Origin of the sequence: Erwinia rhapontici (genome assembly GCF_020683125.1) — a bacterium.
Lineage (GTDB): Bacteria > Pseudomonadota > Gammaproteobacteria > Enterobacterales > Enterobacteriaceae > Erwinia > Erwinia rhapontici.
In genome coordinates, this window is sequence record NZ_CP085627.1 from 1,925,394 (window position 1) to 1,950,299 (window position 24,906).

Here is a 24,906-nt window from a genome sequence, read left to right on the forward strand (position 1 = left end):
TTTTGTTTCCCTACATACTCAACTCACCTGAACGGCGGCTCATTAAACGTGCGCAGCTTACGTGAATGCAGGCGGTCGCCCTCGGCGCGCAGCAGATCGATGGCGCGAATGCCAATCTGCAAATGCTCGGAAATGGCACCCTCATAGAAGCGGTTTGCCTGGCCCGGCAGCTTAATTTCGCCGTGCAGCGGTTTATCGGAAACGCACAGCAGGGTGCCGTAAGGCACGCGGAAGCGGTAACCCTGGGCGGCAATGGTGGCGCTTTCCATATCGACGGCAACGGCGCGGCTGAGGTTGAAACGTAGCGCGGAAGCCGAATAACGCAGCTCCCAGTTGCGGTCGTCGGTGGTCACCACGGTGCCGGTACGCAGGCGTTCTTTCACCGCTTCACCCGGCATGCCGCTCACCAGCTTGGTGGCGTCATACAGCGCGCGCTGCACTTCGGCGATACTCGGGATGGGGATATCCGGCGGCAGCACGGCATCCAGCACATGGTCGTCACGCAGATAGGCGTGCGCCAGCACGTAGTCACCAATGGTCTGGCTCTCGCGCAGTCCGCCGCAGTGGCCGATCATCAGCCAGGCATGAGGGCGCAGCACGGCGAGATGGTCACAGATGGTTTTGGCATTTGACGGGCCCACACCGATGTTCACCAGCGTGATGCCCTGGCCGTCTTTGCCAATCAGGTGCCAGGCGGGCATCTGGTGTTTTTTCCAGGCGAGGTCAGACACCGTCTGTTCCGGGTGTGGCGTATCATGCGTGATGGTGGTGCCGCCCGCGCAGGAGAGCGCCAGATACGGTGACGTCGGGTCGGCAATCTGCTCGCAGGCCCACAGCACAAACTCATCGACATAACGCGTGTAGTTGGTGAACAGCACGTAGGGCTGGAAATCTTCTACCGGCGTGCCGGTGTAGTGGCGCAGGCGTGCCAGCGAGAAATCGGTGCGCAGGGCATCGAAGTGCGACAGCGGGAAGGTTTCACCCGGCGGTAGCAGTCCGTCGGCATTCTCATCGCCAATCTGCGACAGCTCGGTGGTTGGGAAATGTTGGGCGATCCCGGCGCTCATGCTGCGATCCAGCGCCAGGCCGGAACCGTCAATCACATACGGGAAGGGGATCTCCTGCTGCGATGGCAGCACGTCAATCTGCACCTGATACTCCTGGGTCAGCAACGTGAGCTGATCGCTGAGGTAGTGGCGCAGCAGGGCCGGGCGGGTAATGGTGGTGCTGTAGCTGCCTGCGCGGGTAAAGCGACCAAAGGCGCGGGTCAGGCGCTGGGAGGGGGCCACGCCGTCCCAGGTGACACGCAGCTGCGGATAAACAAACAGGCCAGCTGCGCGCTGTGTGGCATCAGGCAGGCTGCCGTCAGCGATGAACGCCGTGATGGCGTCGCGCAGGGCATCAACTGCCGCGTTGTAATGGTTTTCGAGGCTGTCGAGCGCTTCGGTGACGGTCAGGGATCGCGCTACGGGATAAGTCATGGTCTCTCCTTGCATCGTTTAATTTATACCCGTCATACTTCAAGCTGCCTCTTTGTTGGCGACGTTCACTCACCCGAATCACTTACCTGTGTAAGCTCATCGGGATTCGTTCTCTTGCCGCCTCAACGCACCTCGAATTATTCAGGGTATGTTAGCTGCTGGCACCGGGTTCCAGGCTGAATCTCACCTGTTCTTCCTGCGGCTGCGGGGCATTGTCCAGCATCGCCATCAGCTGCTGGCCCACCTGCTGGCCCAGCTTTTCGTAATTCAGTCGCATTGAGGTCAGCGCCGGGAAAGTGTGATCGCAGTTAGCCGAGCCATCAAGGCAGGCCACCGCCATATCATAGGGTACCTTCAACAGTCGCCGCTGACACTCAGACAGTACACCAAAAGCAATCTCTTCATGGCTACAGATAATTGCATCCAGATCCGGCTGATTTTGCAGTAGCTGCCCCAGCGCATAGCGGCCAAACTCCAGGCTTGGCGCATCCGGTACGGTGATCATCAGGTCCGCATTCTGATAGTGCATCAGCATCGCTTTATGCCAGCCGTTCAGCTGCTGTTTGTGCAGGCGGTTATCCGTGTGCGCGCCAATAAAGCCGATGCGGCGATAGCCTTTATCCAGCAGGTGTGCTGTCAGGCGTTCGGCCGCATCGTTGATGGCGATATCGAGGGTGATATCGGCAGAAAAACGCTCCGCGCCGCAGACGTTAACCGTCACCAGTTCAGCGGATTCAATCAGTTCGCAGGTCTTTTTGGATAGCTGCGCCCCGAACAGTACCAGGGCGGAAGGGCGGTTTTGCAGCAGTTTTTCCACCAGCGGCGTTTCACCGTACTGATGATATTCATGGCAGGCCATAATCAGCTGGAAAGGTTGTTTACTCAGGGTTTGTTGCAGTGCCTGAACAAAGCGGGTGCTGGCACGATCGTGCTGAAAGGGGTAGAGCACGGCCACGGTATGCAGCTGGGACGAGGCGAGCGTGCTGGCGGCCTGATTGGGCACGTAGCCGAGGGTCGCGACCGCCTGTTGGATTTTGATGAGCGAGGCTTCAGAGACCTGGCTCGGATCGCGCAGCGCGCGCGATACCGTCATCGGGCCGATACCGGCATGGCGGGCGACATCCTGCAAGGTGACGCGGTCGCTGCGCCCGGCTGCCAGTTCGCTGGCTTCCGGGTTGGCCTGATAGCCCAGTGCACGGGCGGCCTGTTCTACTTTGTTACGAACACTGTCTGACACCAGCTCCGGTGTGCGCATCACGCGCGACACGGTCATGGCCCCGACGCCGACATAATCGGCGACATCCTGCAGCGTCACCCGACCGCTACTGCGACGCTTGCGCATCCTGGTTCTCCTTCTTTACTGGTTCCGGCAGGGCCGGGCGAGGCGTGCCTCGCCCCTACAAAAGTATATGTAATGGTGAGGCGTATCTCGCCCCCACGAAATTAGCGTAGGGGTCAGGCACGCCTGACCCATTATCAACGCGCATGTGATGGTGAGGCGTATCTCGCCCCCACGAAATTAGCGTAGGGGTCAGGCACGCCTGACCCATTATCAACGCGCATGTGATGGTGAGGCGTGCCTCGCCCCCACGAAATTAGCGTAGGGGTCAGGCATGCCTGACCCATTATCAACGCGCATGTGATGGTGAGGCGTGCCTCGCCCCCACGAAATTAACCCAGGGGTCAGGCATGCCTGACCCATTATCAACGCGCATGTGATGGTGAGGCATGCCTCGCCCCCACGAAACTAACGTAGGGGTCAGGCATGCCTGACCCATTATCAACGCGCATGTGATGGTGAGGTGTACCTCGCCCCCACGAAATTAACCCAGGGGTCAGGCATGCCTGACCCATTCTCACCGTCAGTGTGCCGTTGCCGACGTCTGGCAACAAATTATTCTCCGGCTGATGATAAGCCGATCACAATTAATGATAGTTATAACAGTTAGCGTTATCTTTTTAGATGTTCGTCACATTAATCAGATGAGTCTCACACTACTCTGCTCGGGCGATGAAGAGAGAGGTGACACACATGCTTAAAGAATTACTGACAGCCGACGTTGTTCAGATTATCCCTGCCTGCACTGACTGGCGTGAGGCTGTCTCACTTTCCTGCCAGCCGCTGCGCGATAATGGCACCATTGAAGCCCGTTATGTCGAGGCTATCTACCGCTCACACGAGGCGATTGGTCCATATTACGTGGTTGGCCCCGGTATCGCTATGCCTCATGCACGTCCTGAAGATGGCGCAAACAAAATGGGCGTCAGCCTGACGGTGGTCCGCGAGGGTGTAAACTTCGATTCAGAAGGGAATGACCCAGTGCATCTGCTGATTGTGCTGGCCGCAACGGACAGTAACAGCCATATCGGCATTATTACCGCGCTCGCCCATCTGTTTGATACCCCTGAAGATACGGCATCGCTGATCGCAGCGACAGAGGTCGAACAAATTTTATCCATTATTTCACGCTATTAATTCTTCCAGAGGAAAAAAAATGAAAATCACCGTGGTATGTGGCAACGGTCTTGGTACCAGCCTGATGATGGAAATGAGCATTAAATCAATCGTTAAAGATCTGGGCGTGAATGCAGAAGTCGACCATGTCGACCTCGGTTCAGCCAAAGGCACCGCCAGCGATATCTTCGTGGGCACCTCCGATATTGCCGAGCAGCTCGTGGCTCAGCAGGTGGGCGGTAAAATTGTCTCACTGAAAAACATGGTAGACAAAGTGGCGATGAAAGAGCGTATCTCTGAAGCTCTGACCGAACTCGGCGCGTTATAAGGGAGCCAAAAATGGAATTTTTCCGTTTTTTAATGAGTGATGTGTTGTCTGAGCCGTCCATTCTGGTAGGGCTGATTGCGCTGATCGGTCTGGTGGCACAGAAAAAACCGGCCACGGAAGTGATCAAAGGGACAGTGAAAACCGTGATGGGCTTCCTGATCCTCGGTGCCGGTGCCGGGCTGATTGTCTCTTCTCTGGGCGACTTCGCCGCGATCTTCCACCATGCCTTCGGTATTCCTGGTGTGGTGCCGAACAACGAAGCGATCGTTGCCGTGGCGCAGAAGAGTTTTGGCACTGAAATGGCGATGATTATGTTCTTCGCGATGGTCATCAACATTGCGATTGCCCGCTTCACGCCGTGGAAATACATCTTCCTGACCGGTCACCACACGCTGTTTATGTCGATGATGGTGGCGGTGATCCTCGCGACTGCCGGCATGAAAGGCGCCAGCCTGATTGCGGTCGGTTCGCTGGTGGTTGGTGTGTCGATGGTGTTCTTCCCGGCGATTGTTCACCCGTATATGAAGAAGGTCACGGGTTCAGACGACGTAGCATTTGGTCACTTCTCGGCGATTTCTCAGTTACTGTCTGCCTGGATCGGCAGCAAATTCGGTAACAAAGAGAAATCTACCGAAGATATGGAAGTACCGAAAAGCCTGCTGTTCCTGCGTGATACGCCAGTGGCGATTGCCTTTACCATGTTCTTCATCTTTATCTTCACCTGTCTGGTGGCGGGGCCGTCAACGGTGAAAGAGATGAACGCGGGTGGCAAAAACTGGTTTATGTTCTCACTGATGCAGTCCATCACTTTTGCCGCCGGGGTTTACATCGTGCTGCAGGGTGTGCGCATGGTGATTGCGGAAATCGTTCCGGCGTTTAAAGGCATCTCTGACAAGCTGGTGCCGAACGCGAAACCGGCCCTCGACTGCCCGGTGGTGTTCCCGTATGCCCCTAATGCGGTGCTGGTGGGCTTCCTCAGCAGCTTTGTTGCCGGGGTACTGGGCATGTTCCTGCTGTACGCGCTGAATATGACGGTGATTATTCCGGGCGTGGTGCCGCACTTCTTCGTCGGTGCTGCCGCCGGGGTGTTCGGTAATGCCACCGGTGGGCGCCGTGGGGCTATCCTGGGTGCCTTCACCAACGGCCTGCTGATTACCTTTATTCCGGTGTTTCTGCTGCCGGTACTGGGCAGCATCGGTCTGGCGAACACCACCTTCAGTGACTCTGACTTCGGTGCTGTCGGCATCCTGTTAGGCCTGATTGTGCGTTAAGGTTCTTTGCCCGAAAGCAGGGGCTGGCGAGATTCTCGTCAGCCCCTGTTTGTTTTTAGCGGTGCCCCGCAATCTTTCATCATACGCATCAGGTTCACTCGTCTCCCCCGATATTTACATCCCGGACCGATACCTTTTAGGCCCTCGCAGCGTATTCGGCGAACGGCGGTCATGTTTATCCGCGTTCTATGATGGTTATTACAGAAACAGTTAATTCATTCTGATGTAATAGCCAGGCTGATGGCTTTTCTACCTGACATTCTCACCCTGTTATCCTCCTTTTTTCGGGGAAATTATTCTCCTGGATTCACGACTCATTTCAGTAAGTTAAGAATAATAACTAGAAAATTCCTATATTTTTCATATAAAAACAAAACATTCCATTCTTGAGCAGCATGACCTAAGTACTATATATTTGCGTCTGTATGCACATAAAGAGTGTGTCTTTCTCTGTTTTTCTCGCCTGCTTTCACAGGGGGAAATATGAGTGGAGCTTATTGGAACTCTGTTGTGCAAGGCTATGGTGCCACGCGCCCGATTGCACCAACGGTACCCCGAAGGGTTGTACGTTAACCCGCCGTGCCGGGAGTCATGCACGGCCATCACTGTTTCTGGCTGGGCCGCCACTGAATCTCATTTGATAACACTAAGGAAGGTGAATCATGAGCACCCATCCCCTCTCTTTTTTCAGCCACAGCCACCACCTGCTGGCAATACGCGGCTGCACCCCTGAACCCGACGTGCTGGCCTTTCAGGGTGAAGAACGCCTGAGCGAGCCGTTCCGCTGGCGCATCGAATTTAACAGCGCCGACCACGGCATCACCCGCGAGGCGATGCTGATGAAGCCCGCTTCGCTGACCCTGCAGGCCCCGGTCGCCCAGGCCTGGGGCGTGCGGGTTCAGCAGCCGGTGCGCGTGGTGCAGGGCGTGGTCACCGGCTTTGAGCGCCTCAGCACCTCCGCCGACCAGACCCTCTACGCCGTCACCCTTCAGCCGCGCCTGGCGCTGCTGTCGCGCAGCCGCCACAACGCCATTTACCAGCACCTGTCGGTGCCGCAGATAGTGGAAAAAATCCTGCGCGAGCGCCACGGCATGCGCGGCCAGGACTTCGTTTTCACCCTGCAACACGCGTACCCGCCACGCGAACAGGTGATGCAGTACGGCGAGGATGACCTGGCGTTTATCACCCGCCTGCTGGGCGAGGCGGGCATCTGGTTCCGCTTCACCACCGATACCCGCCTGAAGATTGACGTGATGGAGTGCTTCGACGGGAAGCAGGGCCACGTGAAAGGGCTGATGCTGCCCGCGGTGCCGCCGTCCGGCCTGCACGATGCAGAGACCGACTCGGTGTGGGACCTCGCCAGCCGCTCTGCGGTGGTGGAAAAAAGCGTCAGCGGGCGCGACTACAACTACCGCAACGCCACTGAGGACATGAACGTGCGCGCCGACGTCACCGGCGGCGACGACACCACCTACGGTGAGTCGTATCGCTGGGGGGAGAATTACCTCACGCCGGGCGACGGCTACAGCCACCGCCCGGAGCCTGAGAGCGGGGCGTTCTACGCCCGCCTGCGCCACGAGCGCTGCCTGAACGGCCAGACGCGGGTGTCCGCCGTCACCAGCTGCGCCACGCTGGCCTCCGGCGGCGAGCTGAAGGTCACCGGGGGGACCGGGGTCAGCGACGTCTTCCGCCGCGGCGTGCTGGTCACGGCGACGGTCAGCACCGCCCGGCGCGACCGCAGTTTTGAAACCGCCTTTGAGGGCATTCCTCTGAATAACCGCTACGGCTTCCGCCCGCAGCCGCCCGTGCCCCCGGCAATGGCGGGCACGCTGCCCGCGCGGGTGACCAGCACGCGGATAAACGACCCTTACGGGCACATCGACCGCGACGGGCGCTACCGCGTGAACATGCTGTTTGACCGTGACGGCTGGGAAACGGGGTTCGAGAGCCTGTGGGTGCGCCAGGCGCGGCCTTACGCGGGGGACACGTACGGGCTGCACCTGCCGCTGCTGGCGGGCACGGAGGTGGCGATTGCCTTTGAGCACGGCCACCCGGACCGGCCGTACATAGCGGGTGTGCTGCACGACTCGGCGCACGGCGACCCGGTGACCATCCGCAACTATAAGCGCAACGTGCTGCGCACCCCGGCGAACAACAAGCTGCGGATGGACGACACGCGCGGGCAGGAGCATATCAAGCTGAGCACCGAATACGGCGGCAAGAGCCAGCTGAACCTCGGGCACATCGTGGACGGTGAGAAGCAGAAGCGCGGGGAGGGGTTCGAGCTGCGCAGCGACGGCTGGGGGGCGATCCGTGCGGATAAGGGGCTGTTTATCACGGCGGACGGGCAGGCGAAGGCGCAGGGGGCGGTGCTGGAGATGGCACCGGCTATCAGCCTGCTGAAAGGGGCGCTTAGTCAGGCTACGCAATGGGGCAGCATTACCCAGACTCACCACAACTACAACCCTGACACCCTGGGGTTGAAAAAACTGGTTAGCCGCGCAGACCCGCTTAAAGGCCCGATGCTGTTAATGAGCGCGCCACAAGGCATAGGTGCAGTGACTCCGGAAACCCTGCTGCTGCACAGCGGCAACGGGCTGTATATGCAGAGCCTCGGCGAAGTGAACATCGCCAGCGCACAGCGTCTGTCAGTGAATGCCAGCCAAAGCATATCCCTGCTGGCTCAAAACGAAGGCATGCGTCTGGTGTCCGGCAAAGGCCCGCTGGAGATTGAATCACATGGCGATGTCCTTTCACTGACCGCTCTGAAAGATGTCACCGTGCAGTCAACCCAGGGACATCTGCAACTGACGGCTAAAAATGGCATCACGCTGGGCTGTGGCGGGGCTTACATCCGCCTTACGCCGCAGGGAGAAGTGCAAATTCACGGGCCGGGCCTGATCAGCCTGAAAGGTCAGCACGATCTGCAAGGCCCCGCCAGCAAGGACTTCCCGCTGCCGGAAATGCCGGCAGCGGTATGTAAAGAATGCATGAAAATAGCGCAGAAGTTGGCGCAGGGCTTTGTACCAAGGGAGATAAAATGACTCAGCAATGGATTGAAGAGGTGGCCGCAACCTGTCGTGCATCGGGCACCGATTATCTGGATATTATCGTCGATCAGGCCGGGCTGGAGTGCGGCATTATCCTGGCGCTGAACGCGCTTTCGGTAGAATGGCAGTCGCTTTATCACGGGCTGCCGGAAGAATTTATTGTCGATGAAGCGCCGCTGATTGCGCGCATTATCCTCGATGACACCCGGCAGATGCAGTGGCTGCAGGACATCAGCCAGCAGGCCGCCGCTCAGGCCCCGCTACTGCTGCTGTGCTCAGCGTGGCCCTTTTCCTCTCTGGCAGGCTGGCTGACGCAGTGCATCGATATTACTCAGGAAGGAAGGGGCGGAATTTTACGCTTTTACGATACGCGCATCTTCCCGCTGCTTTTTTCCCACGTTCTCACCGAACGGCAGCAGCACGCTTTACTGCGTCCCGCACTGTTCTGGGCCTGGCAGGATATGGACGGCAGCTCGTGCGCTATCAATGGTATCGGTAAACCTCCGCTACGCGATGAAAAATGCCAGCAAACGGATCTCAGCGATCGTCAGCTGGAACACCTGATGTGCGTCTGTGATGCCCTGATTTTGCTGGAACGCTGTGCACCGCCCGCAGGCGTTTATGCATCAAAGCAGGCGCTGTTTTCACGCTGCTATCAGGGCATGGTAGAGGCCACAGGTCAGGGCATTATTTTGGATGATGCGCGCGAGGCCTGGGTGATAAAAAAATGGCATAACGCAGGAGAAACAGCCTGATGAATATCAGACTCTGCGTTGCTGCTGGGGGACTTCTGCTGCTATCCGGCTGCTCGCAGCCCGTTGTTCAGGCCCGGGGCGGCGGTGGTGGCACCATTGATGCCATCAACCATACCCACTGGGCGGTCAATCATTTTAGCGTCGACGGCCAGTCGGGCATCGATATTATCGGCCCGTATCAGGGCGGCGGCGGTGGCTGCTGCTACAGCTCACCCGCACAATGGAAGCCGGGTATGAAGGTGCGTATTGACTGGGAAACGGGAGTTGGGGGATCTAAAGGGTTCCCCGGATTTGCTGACAGAGTTAAATATAAAGCCTGGAAGAAAAAAATTGATGCCCAGAAACGTCAGCACAGCAAAACCGTGCCGCTTCCCGATTATAACGGTCAGGATACCTGCGGTATCACGGTGCATTTTCTGCCCTGTGACGATGTGAAGGTCACGACCAGCTGCTGGTCGCCCAAAAATGCCAACTACCCGATTAAAGAGCCCATCAGGATGAAGGAGCCGAAGGTTTGCCCGAAATAAAAGGGCAGTAACTGTCGGCCAGCGCGGCATCCTGCGCGGCAAAACGTTTTTTCCCATTGAAACAAGGAAGTCAGATGAAACTCACACTGTTAAGCCCGCTGCTGGCGGGAGTGCTGCTGCTATCCGGCTGCTCGCAGCCCGTTGTTCAGGCCCGGGGCGGCGGCGGTGGCACCATTAAGGCCATCAACCACACCCACTGGGCGGTCAATCATTTTAGCGTCGACGGCCAGTCGGGCATCGATATTATCGGCCCGTATCAGGGCGGCGGCGGTGGCTGCTGCTACAGCTCACCCGCACAATGGAAGCCGGGTATGAAGGTGCGTATTGACTGGGAAACGGGAGTTGGGGGAACGGAAGGATTCCCCGGGTTTGGAAATGATGAAAAATATCTTGCATGGAAGAAAAAAATTGATGCCCAGAAACGTCAGCACAGCAAAACCGTGCCGCTCCCCGATTATAACGGTCAGGACACCTGCGGTATTACGGTGCATTTTCTGCCCTGTGACGATGTGAAGGTCACGACCAGCTGCTGGTCGCCCCAAAATGCCAACTACCCGATTAAAGAGCCCATCAGGATGAAGGAGCCGGAGGTTTGCCCGAAATAAAAGGGCAGTAACTGTCGGCCAGCGCGGCATCCTGCGCGGTAAAACGTTCGTTCCCATTGAAACAAGGAAGTCAGATGAAACTCACACTGTTAAGCCCGCTGCTGGCGGGAGTGCTGCTGCTATCCGGCTGCTCGCAGCCCGTTGTTCAGGCCCGGGGTGGCGGCGGTGGCACCATTGATGCCATCAACCACACTCACTGGGCGGTCAATCATTTTAGCGTCGACGGTCAGTCGGGCATCGATATTATCGGCCCGTATCAGGGCGGCGGCGGTGGCTGCTGCTACAGCTCACCCGCACAATGGAAGCCGGGTATGAAGGTGCGTATTGACTGGGAAACGGGGCAAGGTTCGTCAGCCGGTTTCCCAGGTTTTGCCGATGAGGAAAAATATCTTGCATGGAAGAAAAAAATTGATGCCCAGAAACGTCAGCACAGCAAAACCGTGCCTCTCCCTGACTATAACGGTCAGGATACCTGCGGTATCACGGTGCATTTTCTGCCCTGTGACGATGTGAAGGTCACGACCAGCTGTTACACCTACGGCAGCCCGGCCTACCCGATTAAAGAGCCCATCAGGATGAAGGAGCCGAAAGTATGTCCGAAGTAACAGAGACCGACTTGGCGTGGACCCCGCCGCCGTTCCCGGCGCAGGGGCGTTTGCCCAGCCAACCGCTGCTGGTCGGGCAGCACTACCATCAGCAGAACAGCAGCGAGCGCAACTACCGCCAGGCGTTGTGCCTGGCTGCCGGGCGGCGCGTAGAGCCGCCATGCTGTAAATCGCTGCATATCAGCCTGTTTTTCGACGGCACCGGCAATAACCTTAACAATGATTTTGTGCTGTCCGACCCGAAGCACCCGACCAATATCGCCCGTCTGTTCCGCGCCGCTATTGGCGACGGTACGGCAGGGGGGGGGCCTGATACCAGCAAGGTACCGCTGGATGCGGCAAGTGACAGCGGTGGTAAATATTTTAAATTCTATATTCCCGGCGTGGGCACCCCGTTCCCGGAGGTGGGTGACCTCGACTACTCCACCATGGGGCTGGTGGGGGCAACCATGGGTGAGGAGCGCATTAACTGGGCGCTGCTGCGCATTATTGATGTGTTAATGCGCGTCAGCAAAGATTCGACCCACAACCGGGTGAAACTGTCAGAAGGAGCCAGCCGCAAATCCATTGCTAAAATGGGCACCCGCTGGAGCCGGTTGTGGATAGGCGGCAGCCATAACCGCTATGAGGAGTTTAACCGTCTGCTGACGGAGTTAGCTCCCCAGTTGAAGCCGTTGCTGATCGCGCCGGGGGTGGGTCAGCCGAAGCTGTTAGATATCAAGCTGTATATCTATGGTTTTTCGCGCGGCGCAGCGGCGGCGCGTGCCTTTGTCCGCTGGTTGAGCGAGCTGCTGCCACCGCCGGTGAAAAAAGATAAACCGGCGCAGAGCCTGCAGGCTGGCGCAGCGCAAGAGGAGGAGGACAAGCCGCCACAGCATCTGCAAATTGGTGAATATCAGCTGCCGATCAGCATCGAGTTTCTCGGGCTGCTGGATACCGTGGCCTCGGTCGGGGTGGCACATGTGGTGCCGGTGGCCGAGGGGCATATGTCCTGGGCCGACGACACCATGGAGCTGCCGGATGATAAGACCTTTGCCGGGCTGATTAAGAAATGCGTGCATCTGGTGTCCGGCCACGAGCAGCGGCTCTGTTTCCCGCTCGACTCGGTGCGCCGGGCGAACGGCCGGTATCCCCCTTATGCCACCGAGGTGGTTTATCCGGGGATGCACTCCGATATTGGCGGCGGTTATCCGCCCAGGGACCAGGGGAAAGGGCTGGGCATCGGTTATAAACCCGGCGATCCTCTCAATGATCGACTGTTGCTGTCGCAAATAGCGTTGAATGAGCTGTATGCCTCAGCATTCGCAGCTGGCGCTCCGCTAAAAGTACCCGTGGACTCACTCTCTGAATCTCTTAAAAAGGACTCATGGAGATCAATGCCACCTGATCTTATTGAACAATTTGGAATTCATAAATCATTAGTAGCAAGATTCAACGCCTGGCGCGAACTCACCCTCGGCCTTACCGCCCCGCCAGCAATAACGTCTGAAGAGGCGGCCAAATATGACCCACCGCGCGGCAGCGTTAGCCTGGAGAAACTGGTCGACAATCAGATTGCGTGGATCACCGCCTGGCGTATTGAGCGCTATGCCAAAGGATCCCTGCTGACAACGCCTTTCTATATGTCAGCCACCGACACCCAGGCGCTGCCTGGCCCACGTGAGGCAGGTAAAGCAAAACAGAAAAAAGATCAGGACGAGGTGATCGCCTGGCGCGAGAAACAGCGTGTGGCTCAGTCCGCAGATGAGATGGATGAGCTGGTGTATAAGCCAGGCATAAAAGACTATGACCCCGACATGGCCCAGACCCAGCTGTTTGAAGCGGCGAAGGAGTTTGGCAAGGACTACCACGACGGCTACCGCATCCCGGATAACCTGGCGCAGCTGGTGCTGGATACCGTACTGCAACCGATGCTTTTTATCTTCAATACCGATGATGAGCCGCAGGAGTACCGGCGAATTAAAACCGACGGCGAGGCGAAGGTCGGCATTCTCTTTCCCAAAGAGGGGGAAGCCAGCAATGCGGAGCAGCCTTCCGGGCTGGTCAGGGCGCTGTTTGACGACCAGGTGCACGACTCGCGCGCCTGGTTTATGCACTCCACGATCGGTACGCGTGAGATGTGGGCAGGTTACTTCCGCTACCGCATGATCTACTTCAGCAAAGCCTGTAATAAGTCCCTCTCGCCGCTGGTTATTGCCGGGAACCTGGTGGGCTTTGCCACGCTCACCACCGGGGTGATCGTCAGCTTTAAACAAAAGGGTTTGACGGGAAAACTGGCCGGGCTGGCCGCGACCGGGGCGTTGTATTCAATGGAGGTCGAGGTGCTGGATCGCATTACCCAGCTGCCGCTGCCCTCGCTGCCGGGTGGGGAGCAACTGCGGGCATTTACCACGGAACCGGGTGTGGTGGTCGCTCAGCAAAAAATCGTGGTGGCGGAACAGCAGCTGGCGCGGGCCAAAGCGGCGATCCCGGCCAGCTGGCTGGAGAAAGCTCAGGCGGCAATCACTTAAGACAAAGGAAAGGAGTATCCGATGAGTAAGGTCATCCGCAAAGGAGATACGCTGCGGGAATACGGCGGAAAGGTATTGGGCGGGCACTATCAGTGCTTTGGACAGGGGCTTGCCTGCAAGGGCGACCCGGTAAACTGCAATGAACACGGCATGACCACGATCGCCGAAGGCAGCGCGCTGATGAAAGTCGATGGTCAGCCCGTGGCGCTACATGGCCACCGCTGTGCCTGCGGCTGCACGCTGGTCAGCTCCTTCCCGGACTGTGGTGTCGCCCGGTGAGGCCGCTACCTGACTACCCCGCTTATAAAACGGCTCACCCCCCTGTTAACGCCCGCTGGCTGTCGGCCGCTGCGCTGCTGGTGCTGCTCAGCGGTGGCGGGAGCGCACTGCTGCCGTCAACCCAGGGCAATACCTCAACGAGGGTGGCCGTTATTCTGCTGTCACTGATTCTGGTCGGAACGGGCTGGCTGATTCGGCTGCTGTACTACCGCGTCAGTATGCACAATGCCGCTTACTACCAGCAGATGGTGGCGTATGAACAGCAGCAGTGGTGGGCGCAGCATCGCCAGTCGTTTGCGTTACAGGAGGTGGTCCTGCTGGGGCCTGCGGGTATGCGGTCAGACGACTGGCTGCGCGTGCTCAGACGTGAACAGCGTCAACCGGTAGAAAAAAAAGAGCCGGGAGGCAGGGCACTGCGCCTGCCGCATATCTCCGCCACCGACGCTACCGCGCGTGAAAAGCAGCTGGCGGAACTGCTGGCGACAGAATGGCACAAGCAGCGCAGGGATAAAGCATTCGCCTCGCCGTTGCGCTGCTACTGGCAGGGAACGCAGCAGAGCTGGCAGGCATTTCACGTGCAGATGGCGGCGACCTTCCCGGATGTTTTGCTGCCGTCACAGCCTGAATCCTGGCAGGGGGAAGCCAGCCTTGCGGCCATCGCCCGCGGGCTGGCACAGGCTGAGCCGGGTGACACGATGCTGATCGCAGGCTGTCAGTCGCTCGTGGCGCAATCGGGCAGTGCGCTACCCGCCGGGGAAGCCGCCGTGCTTTGGCTGGCCGGGCGAAATGGCCGGGTGCAGTTGACGCGTGGTGAAACCTTCTGCGCCGAAAACGGCGATGCGCTGCCCGAGGTCTGCGCCCGTGCGCTTGATCAAAGTGAACTGAGAGATCCGCCTGAAGCCTGCCCGCTATTCTCCCGGCCCGATCTGGCTGCGCTGGCGCACAGCGGCTGGGATGTCAGCCAGCATCTGCAGGATGCCAGCTGGGGCAATATCGGCAATATGGAAGCGTTAACCATGCTGTCGCTGGCAGCCATTTATGCCGCGCACCACCAACAACCGTGTGGCTGGATAGCCCGCGACCCGATGAATACTCTTGCTCTTGGGATCGTAAAACCTGATGGACAAAGTCAATAAACCTGCTGCTTTCTCTGTGGCCGCCACGGCCACCGTCTGCATCGCCGCTGTCACCCTGCTGGTACTGCTGGGCGGGCTGGGGTGGTGGCTGTGGGGGACCGAACGCGCAACGGAGTGGGATGCACTGCGCCCGCTTATCGCTGCCTGCTTTATCGTCTGGGGGATGGCGCTCAGCCTGCTGGTTCTGGGGTTTATGGCCTTCCGGCTGCTCATTAAGGATAACGTTGGCGCGTCTGCAACCCGTAAACCTGAACCGGTAGCACCAGGCGTGCGAGACGTGCTTCATGCACCGCTGAAAAACCACCTCCATTCCCGCTACGGCCTGTTCTGGCGCTACAGGGTGCGCCTGCTTTTAGTCGTCGGCGACGATGCCGCCCGCGCAGCCCTGCTGCCCGGCCTGCGGGAAAACCACTGGCTGGAAGGCAGCCGCACCGTGCTGATTGACGGCGGCAGCCTGAGCGGGGCACCGGATGCCGATAGATTCGCCGCGCTGCGCACCCTGCGCCGGGGCCGCCCGCTCGACGGCATTATCCGCGTGCTGGGGGCGGAGCAGAGCCTGACGCCGCAGCAGAGCGACGCCGACCTGCGTGCGCTGGAGAGCATCGGCACGCTGCTGCGTTATCAGCCGCCGGTGTGGCTGTGGCAGCTGTGCCACAGCGACTGGCCGCAGGCCGGACGTGCCGAACAGGCGGTCGGAGCCACCTTCCCGCCGCGCGCGCAGCCGCAGGATATCGCCTCACAGCTCAACGGCCTGCTGTCGCCGCTGCGCGAGATGGGCATGGCGCAGATTGCGCAGAGCCTGTCGCATGATTTCCTGCTGCGCCTCGGGCAGCGGCTGGCGCAGGGCGGCAGCGAACGCTGGCAGGAACAGCTCACCCCGTGGCTGCACGCCGCGCAGCGGCGCATCGTCCTGCGCGGCCTGATGTTCAGCCTGCCGCAGAACGATGCATCCTCCGGCGATACGGCGGCGCTGCCGCCCCATGCCCTGACGCTGCCCGCCACCTGGCAGGGCGTGGTGGAGGACTGCACCCGGCTGCGCGGCCGCCGGGTTGGCCTGCCCTGGCAGCAGACGCTGGCCCGGGCGCTGATGGCCGCCGTCGGCCTGTGGGGCGCGGGGATGCTGCTCTCCTTCGCGCTCAACCGCCAGCAGATTGTCAGCGTGGCGGAGCAGGCCCGCGCCCTGGTCCAGACGCCTGAGGTCTCCGACCGGCAGCTGGCTGACCTGCACGCGCTGCGCAACGGGGCCGGGCTGTTGAAGCTCCGGAAACAGGACGGTACGCCCTGGTATCAGCGCTTCGGCCTCGACCACACCACGCCGCTGCTTGACGCGGTGATGCCCTGGTACGGGGTGGCGAATACCCGCCTGATACGTGACCCGGCCGCTGCCGCGCTGCACCGGGCGCTCAGGGCGCTGGCCGACCTGCCGCCGGACAGCCCGCAGCGCGCCGCCGGGGCAAAGGCTGGCTACGACCGGCTGAAGGCGTGGCTGATGATGGCGCGCCCGGACAGGGTGGACGGGGCGTTTTACGCGCAGGTGATGAAGACGGTTGAGCCGTCCCGTGACGGCATCTCACCCGGCCTGTGGCAGGCCCTGGCGCCGGACCTGTGGGCATTTTATATCAGCGAGCTGCCGCACCGGCCGCAGTGGGCCATCACCCCGGACGCCGCCCTGGTCAGCCAGAGCCGCCAGCTGCTGTTGCAGCAGGTTGGCCGCCGCAACGCCGAAGGCACCCTGTATCAGGCGGTGCTGCAGTCGGTGCGCCGCAGCTTTGCCGACCTGACGCTGGAGGACATGACGGCGGGCACCGACGCCCGCCGCCTGTTCACCACGGAGGCGGTGGTGCCGGGCATGTTTACCCGCCAGGCGTGGGAAGGGGGCGTGCAGCAGGCGATTGAAAAGGCGGCCAGGTCACGCCGCGAGGAGATTGACTGGGTGCTGAGCGACGGCCGCCAGCCGGCGCCGGCTGACCTGTCGCCGGAGGCGCTGAAGGCGCGGCTGACGGCGCGCTACTTCACCGACTTTGCCGGCGGCTGGCTGAACTTTCTTAACGGCCTGCGGCTCAACCCGGTGGACAACGTTGCCGACGTGACGGACCAGCTGACGCTGATGAGCGACGTGCGCCAGTCGCCGCTGATTGCGCTGATGAACCAGCTGGCGTGGCAGGGGCAGGCGGGGCAGAAAAGCGAGGCGCTGTCGGACACGCTGATGAAATCGGCGCAGGCGCTGACGGGCAGCGGCCAGAAGCCGGTTATCGACCAGAGTGCGACCGGGCCGCAGGGGCCGCTGGATGCCACCTTTGGCCCGCTGCTGAGCCTGACGGGGCGTCACAGCGCGGGGTCCGGCGACGACGGCCTGAGCCTGCAGACGTACCTGACGCGCCTCACGCGCGTGCGCCTGCGGCTGCAGCAGGTGGCGGGCAGCGCGGACCCGCAGGAGAGGATGCAGGCGCTGGCGCAGACGGTGTTTAAGGGCAACAGCGTCGACCTGACCGACACCCGCCAGTACGGCAGCCTGATGGCCGCCAGCCTGGGAGAGGAGTGGAGCGGGTTCGGTCAGACGGTGTTCGTGCAGCCGCTGACCCGGGCGTGGGAGACGGTGCTGCAGCCGTCGGCCGCCAGCCTCAACGCGAAATGGAGCCGCTCGGTGGTGACGCCGTGGCGCAGCGCGTTTGACGGGCGCTACCCGTTTGCGGCCAGCGACAACGAGGCCTCGCTGCCGATGCTGGCGGAGTTCCTGCGTAAGGACAGCGGGCGCATCGAGCGCTTCCTTAACGCGGAGCTGGGCGGCGTGCTGCACAAGGAGGGCAGCCGCTGGGTGCCGGACAGTACCAGCAGCCAGGGGCTGACCTTTAACCCGGCGTTCCTGAAGGCGCTGAATCAGCTGAGCGGGCTGTCGGACGTGCTGTTCACCGACGGGCAGCAGGGCATCCGCTTTGAGCTGCAGGCGCGGCCGGTGGCGCAGGTGGTGGAAACGCAGCTGACCGTTGACGGACAGACGCTGCGCTATTTTAACCAGATGGCGGAGTGGCGGACGTTCCGCTGGCCGGGGGAGACCTTCAGACCGGGCACGATGCTGACGTGGAGCACCGCGGCGGCGGGAGCACGGCTGTTTGGCGACTGGAGCGGGACGTGGGGCCTGATCCGCTGGCTGGAGCAGGGTAAGCGGCGACAGCTTGACGGCGGCCGGTGGATGATGAGCTTTGCGGCGGCGGATGGGCGGACGCTGCAGTGGGTGCTGCGCTCCCAGCTGGGCAGCGGCCCGCTGGAGCTGTTGCAGTTGCGTAATTTCACGCTGCCGGCAGAGATTTTTAGCGTCGATTAATGCGTCTTAGCTGAATTTCACCCAACCACATTCGTTTTTCTTAGTGGCGTAAAAACCTCAGCCCTTTATTTTTTAAGCCTCTGACCTGACTGAAATAAGGGACTTCAAGTGACGACTCAACACCGCAGACGACTGAAAACACTGGTGGGCGCGGGCAGCGTGATTTACGCCGCCAACGACACCGACCGCGCCTTTGGCATTCAGCGCGCCGTGGCACTGGCGCAAACCGCTGAACGCGAAAAAATCACCGGGCTGTTTACCGCCGATCTGCTTCAGAGCGACCCCGCCGGGCTGGCCGGGATCACCGGCAGCCAGGACCCGATTGTCACGCTGGCGGCGTTAAGCCAGGTGACACGCCAGATAGGCTTGATAGCCACCGTCACGACCACCTTCCAGCACCCGTATAATCTGGCGCGCCTGATCGGTACGCTCGACCATATCAGCGCCGGGCGTGCGGGCTGGAATGCGGTGACCTCCTCGGTCGGTGAGGAGAATTTTGGCGGGGGCGAGCTGCCTTCTCCGGCCGCGCGTTATGCCCGCGCCACCGAATTTATTGAAGTGATTAATGCCTTGTTCGACGCCAACGACCGGGACGCGGTGCAGCGCAAAAGCGGCGGGGGCGTCAGCCTTGATCCGCGTAAGCTGCACCCGGTTAACTATCACGGTGATTTCTTCCGCGTGGCGGGGCCGCTGAATGTGCCCCCGCCACCGCAACATCGTCCGGTACAGTTCCAGGCCGGGCAGTCGGAGGAGGGGATCAGCCTCGGCGCCCGCTATGCCGAAGTGATTTACACCTCGCAGCCCACGCTGGATGATGCCAGTACGTTTGTGGCCGAAGTTCGGCGGCGTGCGCTGCTGGCAGGCCGTGAACAGTCGCCGCTGATCATGAACTCTTTCCATTCAGTTATGGGTGAAAATCCGGCCGATGTGGCACGACGGCTGGAAGAGAAGCATCAACGCATTGACTATCAGCGTGGACGTCTGAAGGTGGCAGATATGCTCGGCGGGGAGGTTGACTTGCAGGATCTGGATCTCGACCGGACGATCCCGGAATCCCTATTGCCGGATACGCGTCAGGTGAACCGACGTCGTGGACGTGCGGAAATTTTTACCCGCTATGCCCGTCAGGGGCTGACGCTGCGTCAGCTGATTATTGAAGCCGAAGAGACCGGACACTGGTTTGTCGCCGGAACCCCGGAATCGCTGGCCGATGCCATTGAGCAGCGCTATCACGCAGGTGTGCTGGATGTGATTTCGCTGCACGGGCTGGGGCAGCCAGACCAGGAAGATCTGCTGATTAATGGCCTGCTGCCGGAGCTGCGCAAACGTCATCTGCTGGATGAAGATTATCGGGGCGAAGATTTCCGCACCAGCCTTGAACTGCCCGCACGACTGCCGGGCAGGTGATACAGGTGTCACAGAGGCCGCGATTGATCAGGCGATTGCGGCAGCCATATTGCGTAACTCGGGCAGGCCGCTGAGATCCTGCTCCAGCACCAGGTCCTGATGAATTTTCAGGATCACCGCTTTCACCACATCAGAGGTTTTTTTCATCCCCTGCTGCTGCATCAGCTGGTTGAGTTCCGCCTGCTGCTTTTGCGTGATTTTCATCGAGAGGCGTCTTGACGCTTTCGCATCCGCTATGTCGCTGCTCAGCAATGTTTTCAGTTCCTGCTGCGGATAACGGCCGCTGGTCAGCGCATGCAGATACCAGAGGATCAAAGCCTTGTTGAAGTTTTCGCTGAGGGTGGTATCAATCTTCTGCGTGGCGACATACAGAATATCCAGGTAGTGTACCGGCACTCTGATTTCCAGCGGGGAACTGGACTGTTCGAAGGCCTCTTTGATACGCGCGGTGGACTGCGCGGGGATAGCGGCCACCTCACCGCAGCGGTCGCAGACAGCGGCGAGAATATTTTTCACCGTGCCACGCTTATCGCTGAATGCGACATCACGTACCCGGTAGGTGGCAGATGTTTTACCGCAGTTATGGCACAGCAGCGTCCGTGTTTCGCCCTCTTTGACAATTCTCATGGTCACCTCTTCCTTGTTACAGATGCACGCTGATAAAAATCATATCAGGTTCCATAAAATAAAATTTAACGTACCACCAGCCGCCGCATTTCCAGCTGCGACAGATATGAACATCCACGTCAGGGGCCCGATGATGAGGGCTGCAATGATACCCCGACCCGCTGGTTTTCCTGATCAGTTCAGCAACCCAGACCTTATCCACCACGCCCGTCGCAAACAGGTTTTTTACGTCCAGATCCCGCCGGACTTCATGGTCATAAGCATCTTGCCTGAGGCAGTTGATTGCCTGCTTCTTCACCTCTGTGAGTGTCATATTACCTCCGTGTATTGTGTACGTTTCATTTCGTACTTTCAAGTGCCAGACACAATAAATCTGCCTGGATTGTAAACGCAGGTGCGACAGAAAGGATGAAGTCAGGGCGCTAAAGGGGCAGAAAATGACAACTTTCAGAGCAGGCTCGTAAAACTGACGTTGGGCAAAACTCTTCCCTGACCGAAATAGTTACCGATAACAATTAAAATAATTTTGTTTTTATATCAGATTTTTTTAGTTAAATTAGTGTAAGTACGTTGTAATTATTTGTCAGATAATAATTGCGCACTTTAACACTAAGGGATACCAATGCTTAACAAGATAACCAGTATTGTCATCGCGATCGTCGGGATCGCGATGCTCTACATGGGTACACAACTGCTGTTGATCGGCGGTACGCCGTTCTATGCACTGATGGGCCTCGGCCTGCTGGTCACGGCTATCACGCTGTTTATGAATAAAAAAATCGCTTTGTCTCTCTACGCTTTATTGATGTGGATGGTACTGGCGTGGATGATTTATGAAGTCGGCTTTGACAAATGGCAGTGGATCCCGCGCGGAGACATCATTGGCCTGATCGGTCTGTGGCTGGCATTGCCCTGGGTGGTTCGCCCACTGTACAAAAAGGAAGGGCGCCGTTTTCATCCCTTCCTCGGCACGACGGTCATTCTGATTGTGGCGCTGGTGGTGGGGATGATGTTTTACGATCCATTGCCACAGGCAGGCAACATTACCAACCAGCGCCAGAGCGGCGACACCGATGTGGCGGGCAGTGACTGGACGGCCTACGGTGGCACCACCAACGGCCTGCGTTTTTCCAGCCTGAAACAGATCACGCGCGATAACGTCAGCAAGCTGGATGTGGCCTGGACCTACCATACAGGCGACGTGCGCGATGCGGAAAAAGATGCCACGGAATACACTTTTGAAGCGACGCCGCTGAAGGTGAACAACAGCGTCTATTTCTGTACGCCGCACAATGAAGTCCATGCGCTGAACCCGGAAACCGGTGCGCTGAAGTGGAAGTATCAGCCAGCGAAAGATGCCTCTTATCTGCAACAGCATCAGACCTGCCGTGGCGTCAGCTACTATGACGGCAGTGAGGCACAGGCAGAGAGTACTCCCGCCCAGCCCGCCCTTTGCCGCAAGCGTATCTATAACGCCAGCAACGATGCCAAACTGATCGCGCTGGATGCGGATACCGGCAAGCTGTGTGCTGACTTCGGTAACAACGGCGTGGTGGATCTGCATGCCAATATGGGCACAGTGCGCCCGCATGCTCTGATGCAAACGGCGGCACCGCTGGTGGCGGGTAACCTGGTGATTGTTGGCGGTTCCGTCATGGACAACGGCTACAATACCGGAAATCCATCTGGGGTGATCCGTGCTTATGATGCGATGTCTGGCCGTCTGGTGTGGAACTTCGACCCGGCCAACCCGGAAAACACCCAGCCGATTGCCGCCGACCAAAGCTATCCGCAGGATACGCCGGTGGCGTGGGGGACGCTGAGTGCTGACCTGAAAAATGGCCTGGTGTATGTGCCGTTTGGTAATGCCTCGCCGGATGAAGTGGGCATTGCGCGTGATGCCAACAGCAACACCGAGAAGTTCCGCGACACGCTGGTGGCGCTGGATCTGAAAACCGGTAGCTTCAAATGGCGCTTCCAGTCCTCGAAAAACGATCTGTGGGACCGCGATAATCCGTCACAGCCTTCGCTGCTGGATATCGACTATCAGGGCCAGAAACAGCCTGTGGTGATCCTGCCGACCAAAACCGGCAACCTGTTTGTGCTTAACCGCCTGACGGGCCAGCCGGTGTACCCGGTTAATCAGGTCGATGTTTCCACGCAGGGCATCAGCGGCGAGAAATATTCCCCAACGCAGCCCGTCTCTGCGCTGAACTTTATTCCGGCACCGCTCAATGAAAAAGCGATGTGGGGCCTGACGCCGTTTGACCAGATGGCCTGCCGTATTGACTTCAAGTCCCTGCGTTATGACGGCAATCCGTGGACGCCAGCGACCGAAGCCGGTTCGATTATCTTCCCGGGCAATATCGGGGTGTTTAACTGGGGTTCTGTTGCGGTCGATCCTGAGCGTCAGATCCTGATCGCTTCACCGGTGCGTCTGGCTTACAAATACAACCTGATCAAACGTTCGGCGACAACGGCGGACAAGCGTCTGTTCACCAAAGACGGTACGCCGTACTGGAATGAGAACTTTGAAGGTGATTACGCCATTCATATTCAGCAGCTCTCTTCCAGCCTGGGTATTCCGTGCATCGCGCCGCCGTGGGGCCGCATGGTCGGTGTTGACCTGAAAACCGGGAAAACCGAATGGCTGCGCCGCGTGGGCACCACCAAGAACCTGAACACCAGCTTCCTGCCGGGACGCTTCCCGATTGGCTTCCCAATGGGGATGGTGGCACACGGTGGCCCGTTAACCACCGCAGGTGATGTGGTGTTCCACGGTGCAACGGCCGATAACTTCTTCCGTGCTTACGATGTCAACACGGGTGAGTTACTGTGGCAGACCGAACTGCCCGCCGGGGGCCAGGCCACGCCTGCCACCTATATGGGCAGCGATAACCAGCAGTATGTGGTGATTGCGGCCGGTGGTCACGGTTCGCTCGGCACCAAAGCCGGTGACTCGGTAGTGGCTTACCGCCTGAAGTAATCTGAACCGGGGAGCGGTATCTGCCGTTCCCCGTCAGTCATTATCAAGCTGGTCGGCCACCTTCGGCAGCGTGCCTGCGCGGCGCTGCGGCACAGAGGCCGCAGAGAGAAGGGGACTTAGTCGACGATCGAAATACGGCAGGTGTTGGCGCTGCCAATCTGGCCAACGCTGTCTCCCTGTGTGACGATCACCAGATCCCCCGAGGCCAGGTAACCCTGTTCACGCAGAATAGCGATAGCATCCTGCGCCGACTGCACGCCTTCGGCATGACCGTTAAACAGCACCGGCGTGACACCACGATACAACGTTGTCAGATTGAGCGTGGACTGATGGCGGGAGAGGGCGAAGATCGGCAGACGCGAGGTGATGCGCGACATCATACGTGCCGTGCGCCCGGATTCGGTCATGGCAATAACGGCTTTCACCCCGGTCAGATGGTTTGCCGCGTACATGGCAGACATCGCCGTCATCTCTTCAATATTACTGAACTCAACGTCCAGGCGGTGTTTAGAGGTGTTCGTGCCCGGCACCCGTTCCGCACCCAGGCAGATATTATGCATGGCAGTGATGGCTTCTACCGGGAAGCTGCCCGCGGCGGTTTCAGCCGACAGCATGACGGCATCGGTGCCGTCGAGCACGGCGTTGGCGACGTCCATCACCTCTGCGCGGGTTGGCATCGGGTTGGTGATCATCGATTCCATCATCTGGGTGGCGGTAATCACCACACGGTTGAGCTGTCGTGAACGTGCAATCAGGCGTTTTTGCACCCCGACCAGCGCCGCATCACCGATCTCGACGCCAAGATCGCCGCGCGCCACCATAATCACATCGGAGGCGAGGATCATATCGTCCATGCTTTCCTGTGTTGCCACCACTTCGGCACGCTCTACTTTTGCCACAATCAGCGCCTTACAGCCGGCTTCACGCGCCAGACGGCGGGTGAAACGCAGGTCTTCACCACTGCGCGGGAAGGAGACGGCAAGGTAGTCGACGTTCATTTTGGCGGCGGTGAGAATATCGGCTTTGTCTTTCTCGGTCAGTGCATCGGCGGAGAGGCCGCCTCCCAGCTTATTCACCCCTTTATTGTTTGACAGTACGCCGCCCACGGTGATCACGGTATAAATCGTCGCGCCCGCTACGCGCAGCACGCGCAGTTGAATGCGGCCATCGTCCAGCAGCAAAATATCGCCGGGCACCACATCATCGGGCAGGGATTTATAGTCGATACCCACGCGCTGGTTGTCGCCCTGGCCTTTGTCCAGCAGGGCATCGAGGATAAATTCATCGCCGACCGTCAGCAGGGCTTTACCTTCTTTAAACGTCGAAACACGGATTTTTGGCCCCTGCAGATCGCCTAAAATCGCCACCTGGCGGCCGAGACGGCTGGCGACATCACGCACGCGCTGGGCGCGGGCAATATGGTCTTCGGCGGTACCATGAGAAAAGTTCAGCCTGACGACGTTAGCGCCCGCTTTGATGATTTTTTCGAGGTTATTATCCCGGTCTGTTGCCGGGCCTAACGTGGCAACAATCTTGGTGCGTCTCAATACTTCAGACATGAT

19 protein-coding genes are annotated in these 24,906 nt (G+C 59.3%); 14 read left to right on the forward strand and 5 right to left on the reverse strand.

What is annotated here, in order from left to right; translation table 11 throughout:
- Positions 1-23: 23 nt before the first annotated feature.
- Together LJN55_RS09130 and LJN55_RS09135 are read right to left on the reverse strand one after the other, a co-directional pair.
- Entirely contained in the window at positions 24-1,481 is a 1,458-nt protein-coding gene (locus tag LJN55_RS09130; RefSeq protein ID WP_133843115.1) for an AMP nucleosidase, read from the reverse strand.
- A gap of 151 nt (positions 1,482-1,632) precedes the next feature.
- Positions 1,633-2,823 (reverse strand): LacI family DNA-binding transcriptional regulator, encoded by a 1,191-nt coding sequence (locus tag LJN55_RS09135; RefSeq protein WP_133843117.1) that lies wholly within the window; start codon positions 2,821-2,823, stop codon positions 1,633-1,635.
- A gap of 690 nt (positions 2,824-3,513) precedes the next feature.
- On the opposite strand from LJN55_RS09135, the gene LJN55_RS09140 reads away from it, so the two are divergent.
- The 13 genes from LJN55_RS09140 (at position 3,514) to LJN55_RS09200 (ending at position 19,731) form a co-directional block, all read left to right on the forward strand.
- A complete protein-coding gene (locus LJN55_RS09140; protein WP_133843119.1) occupies positions 3,514-3,957 on the forward strand; it encodes a PTS sugar transporter subunit IIA in 444 nt (147 codons plus the stop codon).
- Between the two features lie 19 nt (positions 3,958-3,976).
- Entirely contained in the window at positions 3,977-4,264 is a 288-nt protein-coding gene (locus LJN55_RS09145; protein ID WP_133843120.1) for a PTS sugar transporter subunit IIB, read from the forward strand.
- A gap of 11 nt (positions 4,265-4,275) precedes the next feature.
- Positions 4,276-5,535 (forward strand): PTS ascorbate transporter subunit IIC, encoded by a 1,260-nt coding sequence (locus tag LJN55_RS09150; RefSeq protein WP_133843122.1) that lies wholly within the window; start codon positions 4,276-4,278, stop codon positions 5,533-5,535.
- Between the two features lie 662 nt (positions 5,536-6,197).
- Entirely contained in the window at positions 6,198-8,579 is a 2,382-nt protein-coding gene (locus LJN55_RS09155; RefSeq protein ID WP_227536078.1) for a type VI secretion system Vgr family protein, read from the forward strand.
- Positions 8,576-9,340, forward strand: a complete 765-nt coding sequence (locus tag LJN55_RS09160) for a DUF4123 domain-containing protein (RefSeq protein WP_227536079.1) — start codon at positions 8,576-8,578, stop codon at positions 9,338-9,340. The genes LJN55_RS09155 and LJN55_RS09160 overlap by 4 nt, the downstream gene beginning before the upstream one ends.
- Positions 9,340-9,867 carry a DUF3304 domain-containing protein gene (locus LJN55_RS09165; protein WP_227536080.1) on the forward strand — a complete coding sequence of 176 codons (528 nt, stop codon included), beginning with the start codon at positions 9,340-9,342 and terminating at the stop codon, positions 9,865-9,867. The genes LJN55_RS09160 and LJN55_RS09165 overlap by 1 nt, the downstream gene beginning before the upstream one ends.
- Positions 9,868-9,941: 74 nt before the next feature.
- Positions 9,942-10,472 (forward strand): T6SS immunity phospholipase A1-binding lipoprotein Tli1-KP, encoded by a 531-nt coding sequence (gene tli1 / locus LJN55_RS09170; RefSeq protein WP_227536081.1) that lies wholly within the window; start codon positions 9,942-9,944, stop codon positions 10,470-10,472.
- 74 nt (positions 10,473-10,546) lie between these two features.
- Complete coding sequence (locus tag LJN55_RS09175) at positions 10,547-11,077, forward strand: DUF3304 domain-containing protein (protein WP_227536082.1); 531 nt, start codon at positions 10,547-10,549, stop codon at positions 11,075-11,077.
- Complete coding sequence (locus tag LJN55_RS09180; RefSeq protein ID WP_227536083.1) at positions 11,065-13,587, forward strand: T6SS phospholipase effector Tle1-like catalytic domain-containing protein; 2,523 nt, start codon at positions 11,065-11,067, stop codon at positions 13,585-13,587. The genes LJN55_RS09175 and LJN55_RS09180 overlap by 13 nt, the downstream gene beginning before the upstream one ends.
- 21 nt (positions 13,588-13,608) lie before the next feature.
- On the forward strand, positions 13,609-13,866 hold the full coding sequence (locus LJN55_RS09185) for a PAAR domain-containing protein (protein ID WP_200642867.1): 258 nt from the start codon (positions 13,609-13,611) through the stop codon (positions 13,864-13,866).
- Positions 13,863-15,002, forward strand: coding sequence for a hypothetical protein (locus LJN55_RS09190; protein WP_227536084.1), 1,140 nt, complete (start codon positions 13,863-13,865; stop codon positions 15,000-15,002). Before LJN55_RS09185 ends, LJN55_RS09190 begins: the two co-directional genes overlap by 4 nt.
- Positions 14,986-18,324 carry an ImcF-related family protein gene (locus tag LJN55_RS09195; RefSeq protein WP_227536085.1) on the forward strand — a complete coding sequence of 1,113 codons (3,339 nt, stop codon included), beginning with the start codon at positions 14,986-14,988 and terminating at the stop codon, positions 18,322-18,324. The genes LJN55_RS09190 and LJN55_RS09195 overlap by 17 nt, the downstream gene beginning before the upstream one ends.
- A gap of 108 nt (positions 18,325-18,432) precedes the next feature.
- Positions 18,433-19,731, forward strand: a complete 1,299-nt coding sequence (locus LJN55_RS09200) for an NtaA/DmoA family FMN-dependent monooxygenase (protein ID WP_227536086.1) — start codon at positions 18,433-18,435, stop codon at positions 19,729-19,731.
- 27 nt (positions 19,732-19,758) lie between these two features.
- On the opposite strand, the gene LJN55_RS09205 is transcribed toward LJN55_RS09200, so the two are convergent.
- Both LJN55_RS09205 and LJN55_RS09210 read right to left on the reverse strand, forming a co-directional pair.
- A complete protein-coding gene (locus LJN55_RS09205; protein WP_227536087.1) occupies positions 19,759-20,358 on the reverse strand; it encodes a hypothetical protein in 600 nt (199 codons plus the stop codon).
- 16 nt (positions 20,359-20,374) lie between these two features.
- Entirely contained in the window at positions 20,375-20,671 is a 297-nt protein-coding gene (locus tag LJN55_RS09210) for a hypothetical protein (protein ID WP_133843129.1), read from the reverse strand.
- Positions 20,672-20,980: 309 nt separating this feature from the next.
- On the opposite strand from LJN55_RS09210, the gene LJN55_RS09215 reads away from it, so the two are divergent.
- A complete protein-coding gene (locus LJN55_RS09215; RefSeq protein WP_227536088.1) occupies positions 20,981-23,344 on the forward strand; it encodes a membrane-bound PQQ-dependent dehydrogenase, glucose/quinate/shikimate family in 2,364 nt (787 codons plus the stop codon).
- 116 nt (positions 23,345-23,460) lie between these two features.
- Here LJN55_RS09215 and pyk read toward each other — a convergent pair whose 3' ends face one another.
- Positions 23,461-24,903, reverse strand: a complete 1,443-nt coding sequence (gene pyk, locus LJN55_RS09220; protein ID WP_227536089.1) for a pyruvate kinase — start codon at positions 24,901-24,903, stop codon at positions 23,461-23,463.
- Positions 24,904-24,906: the final 3 nt, after the last annotated feature.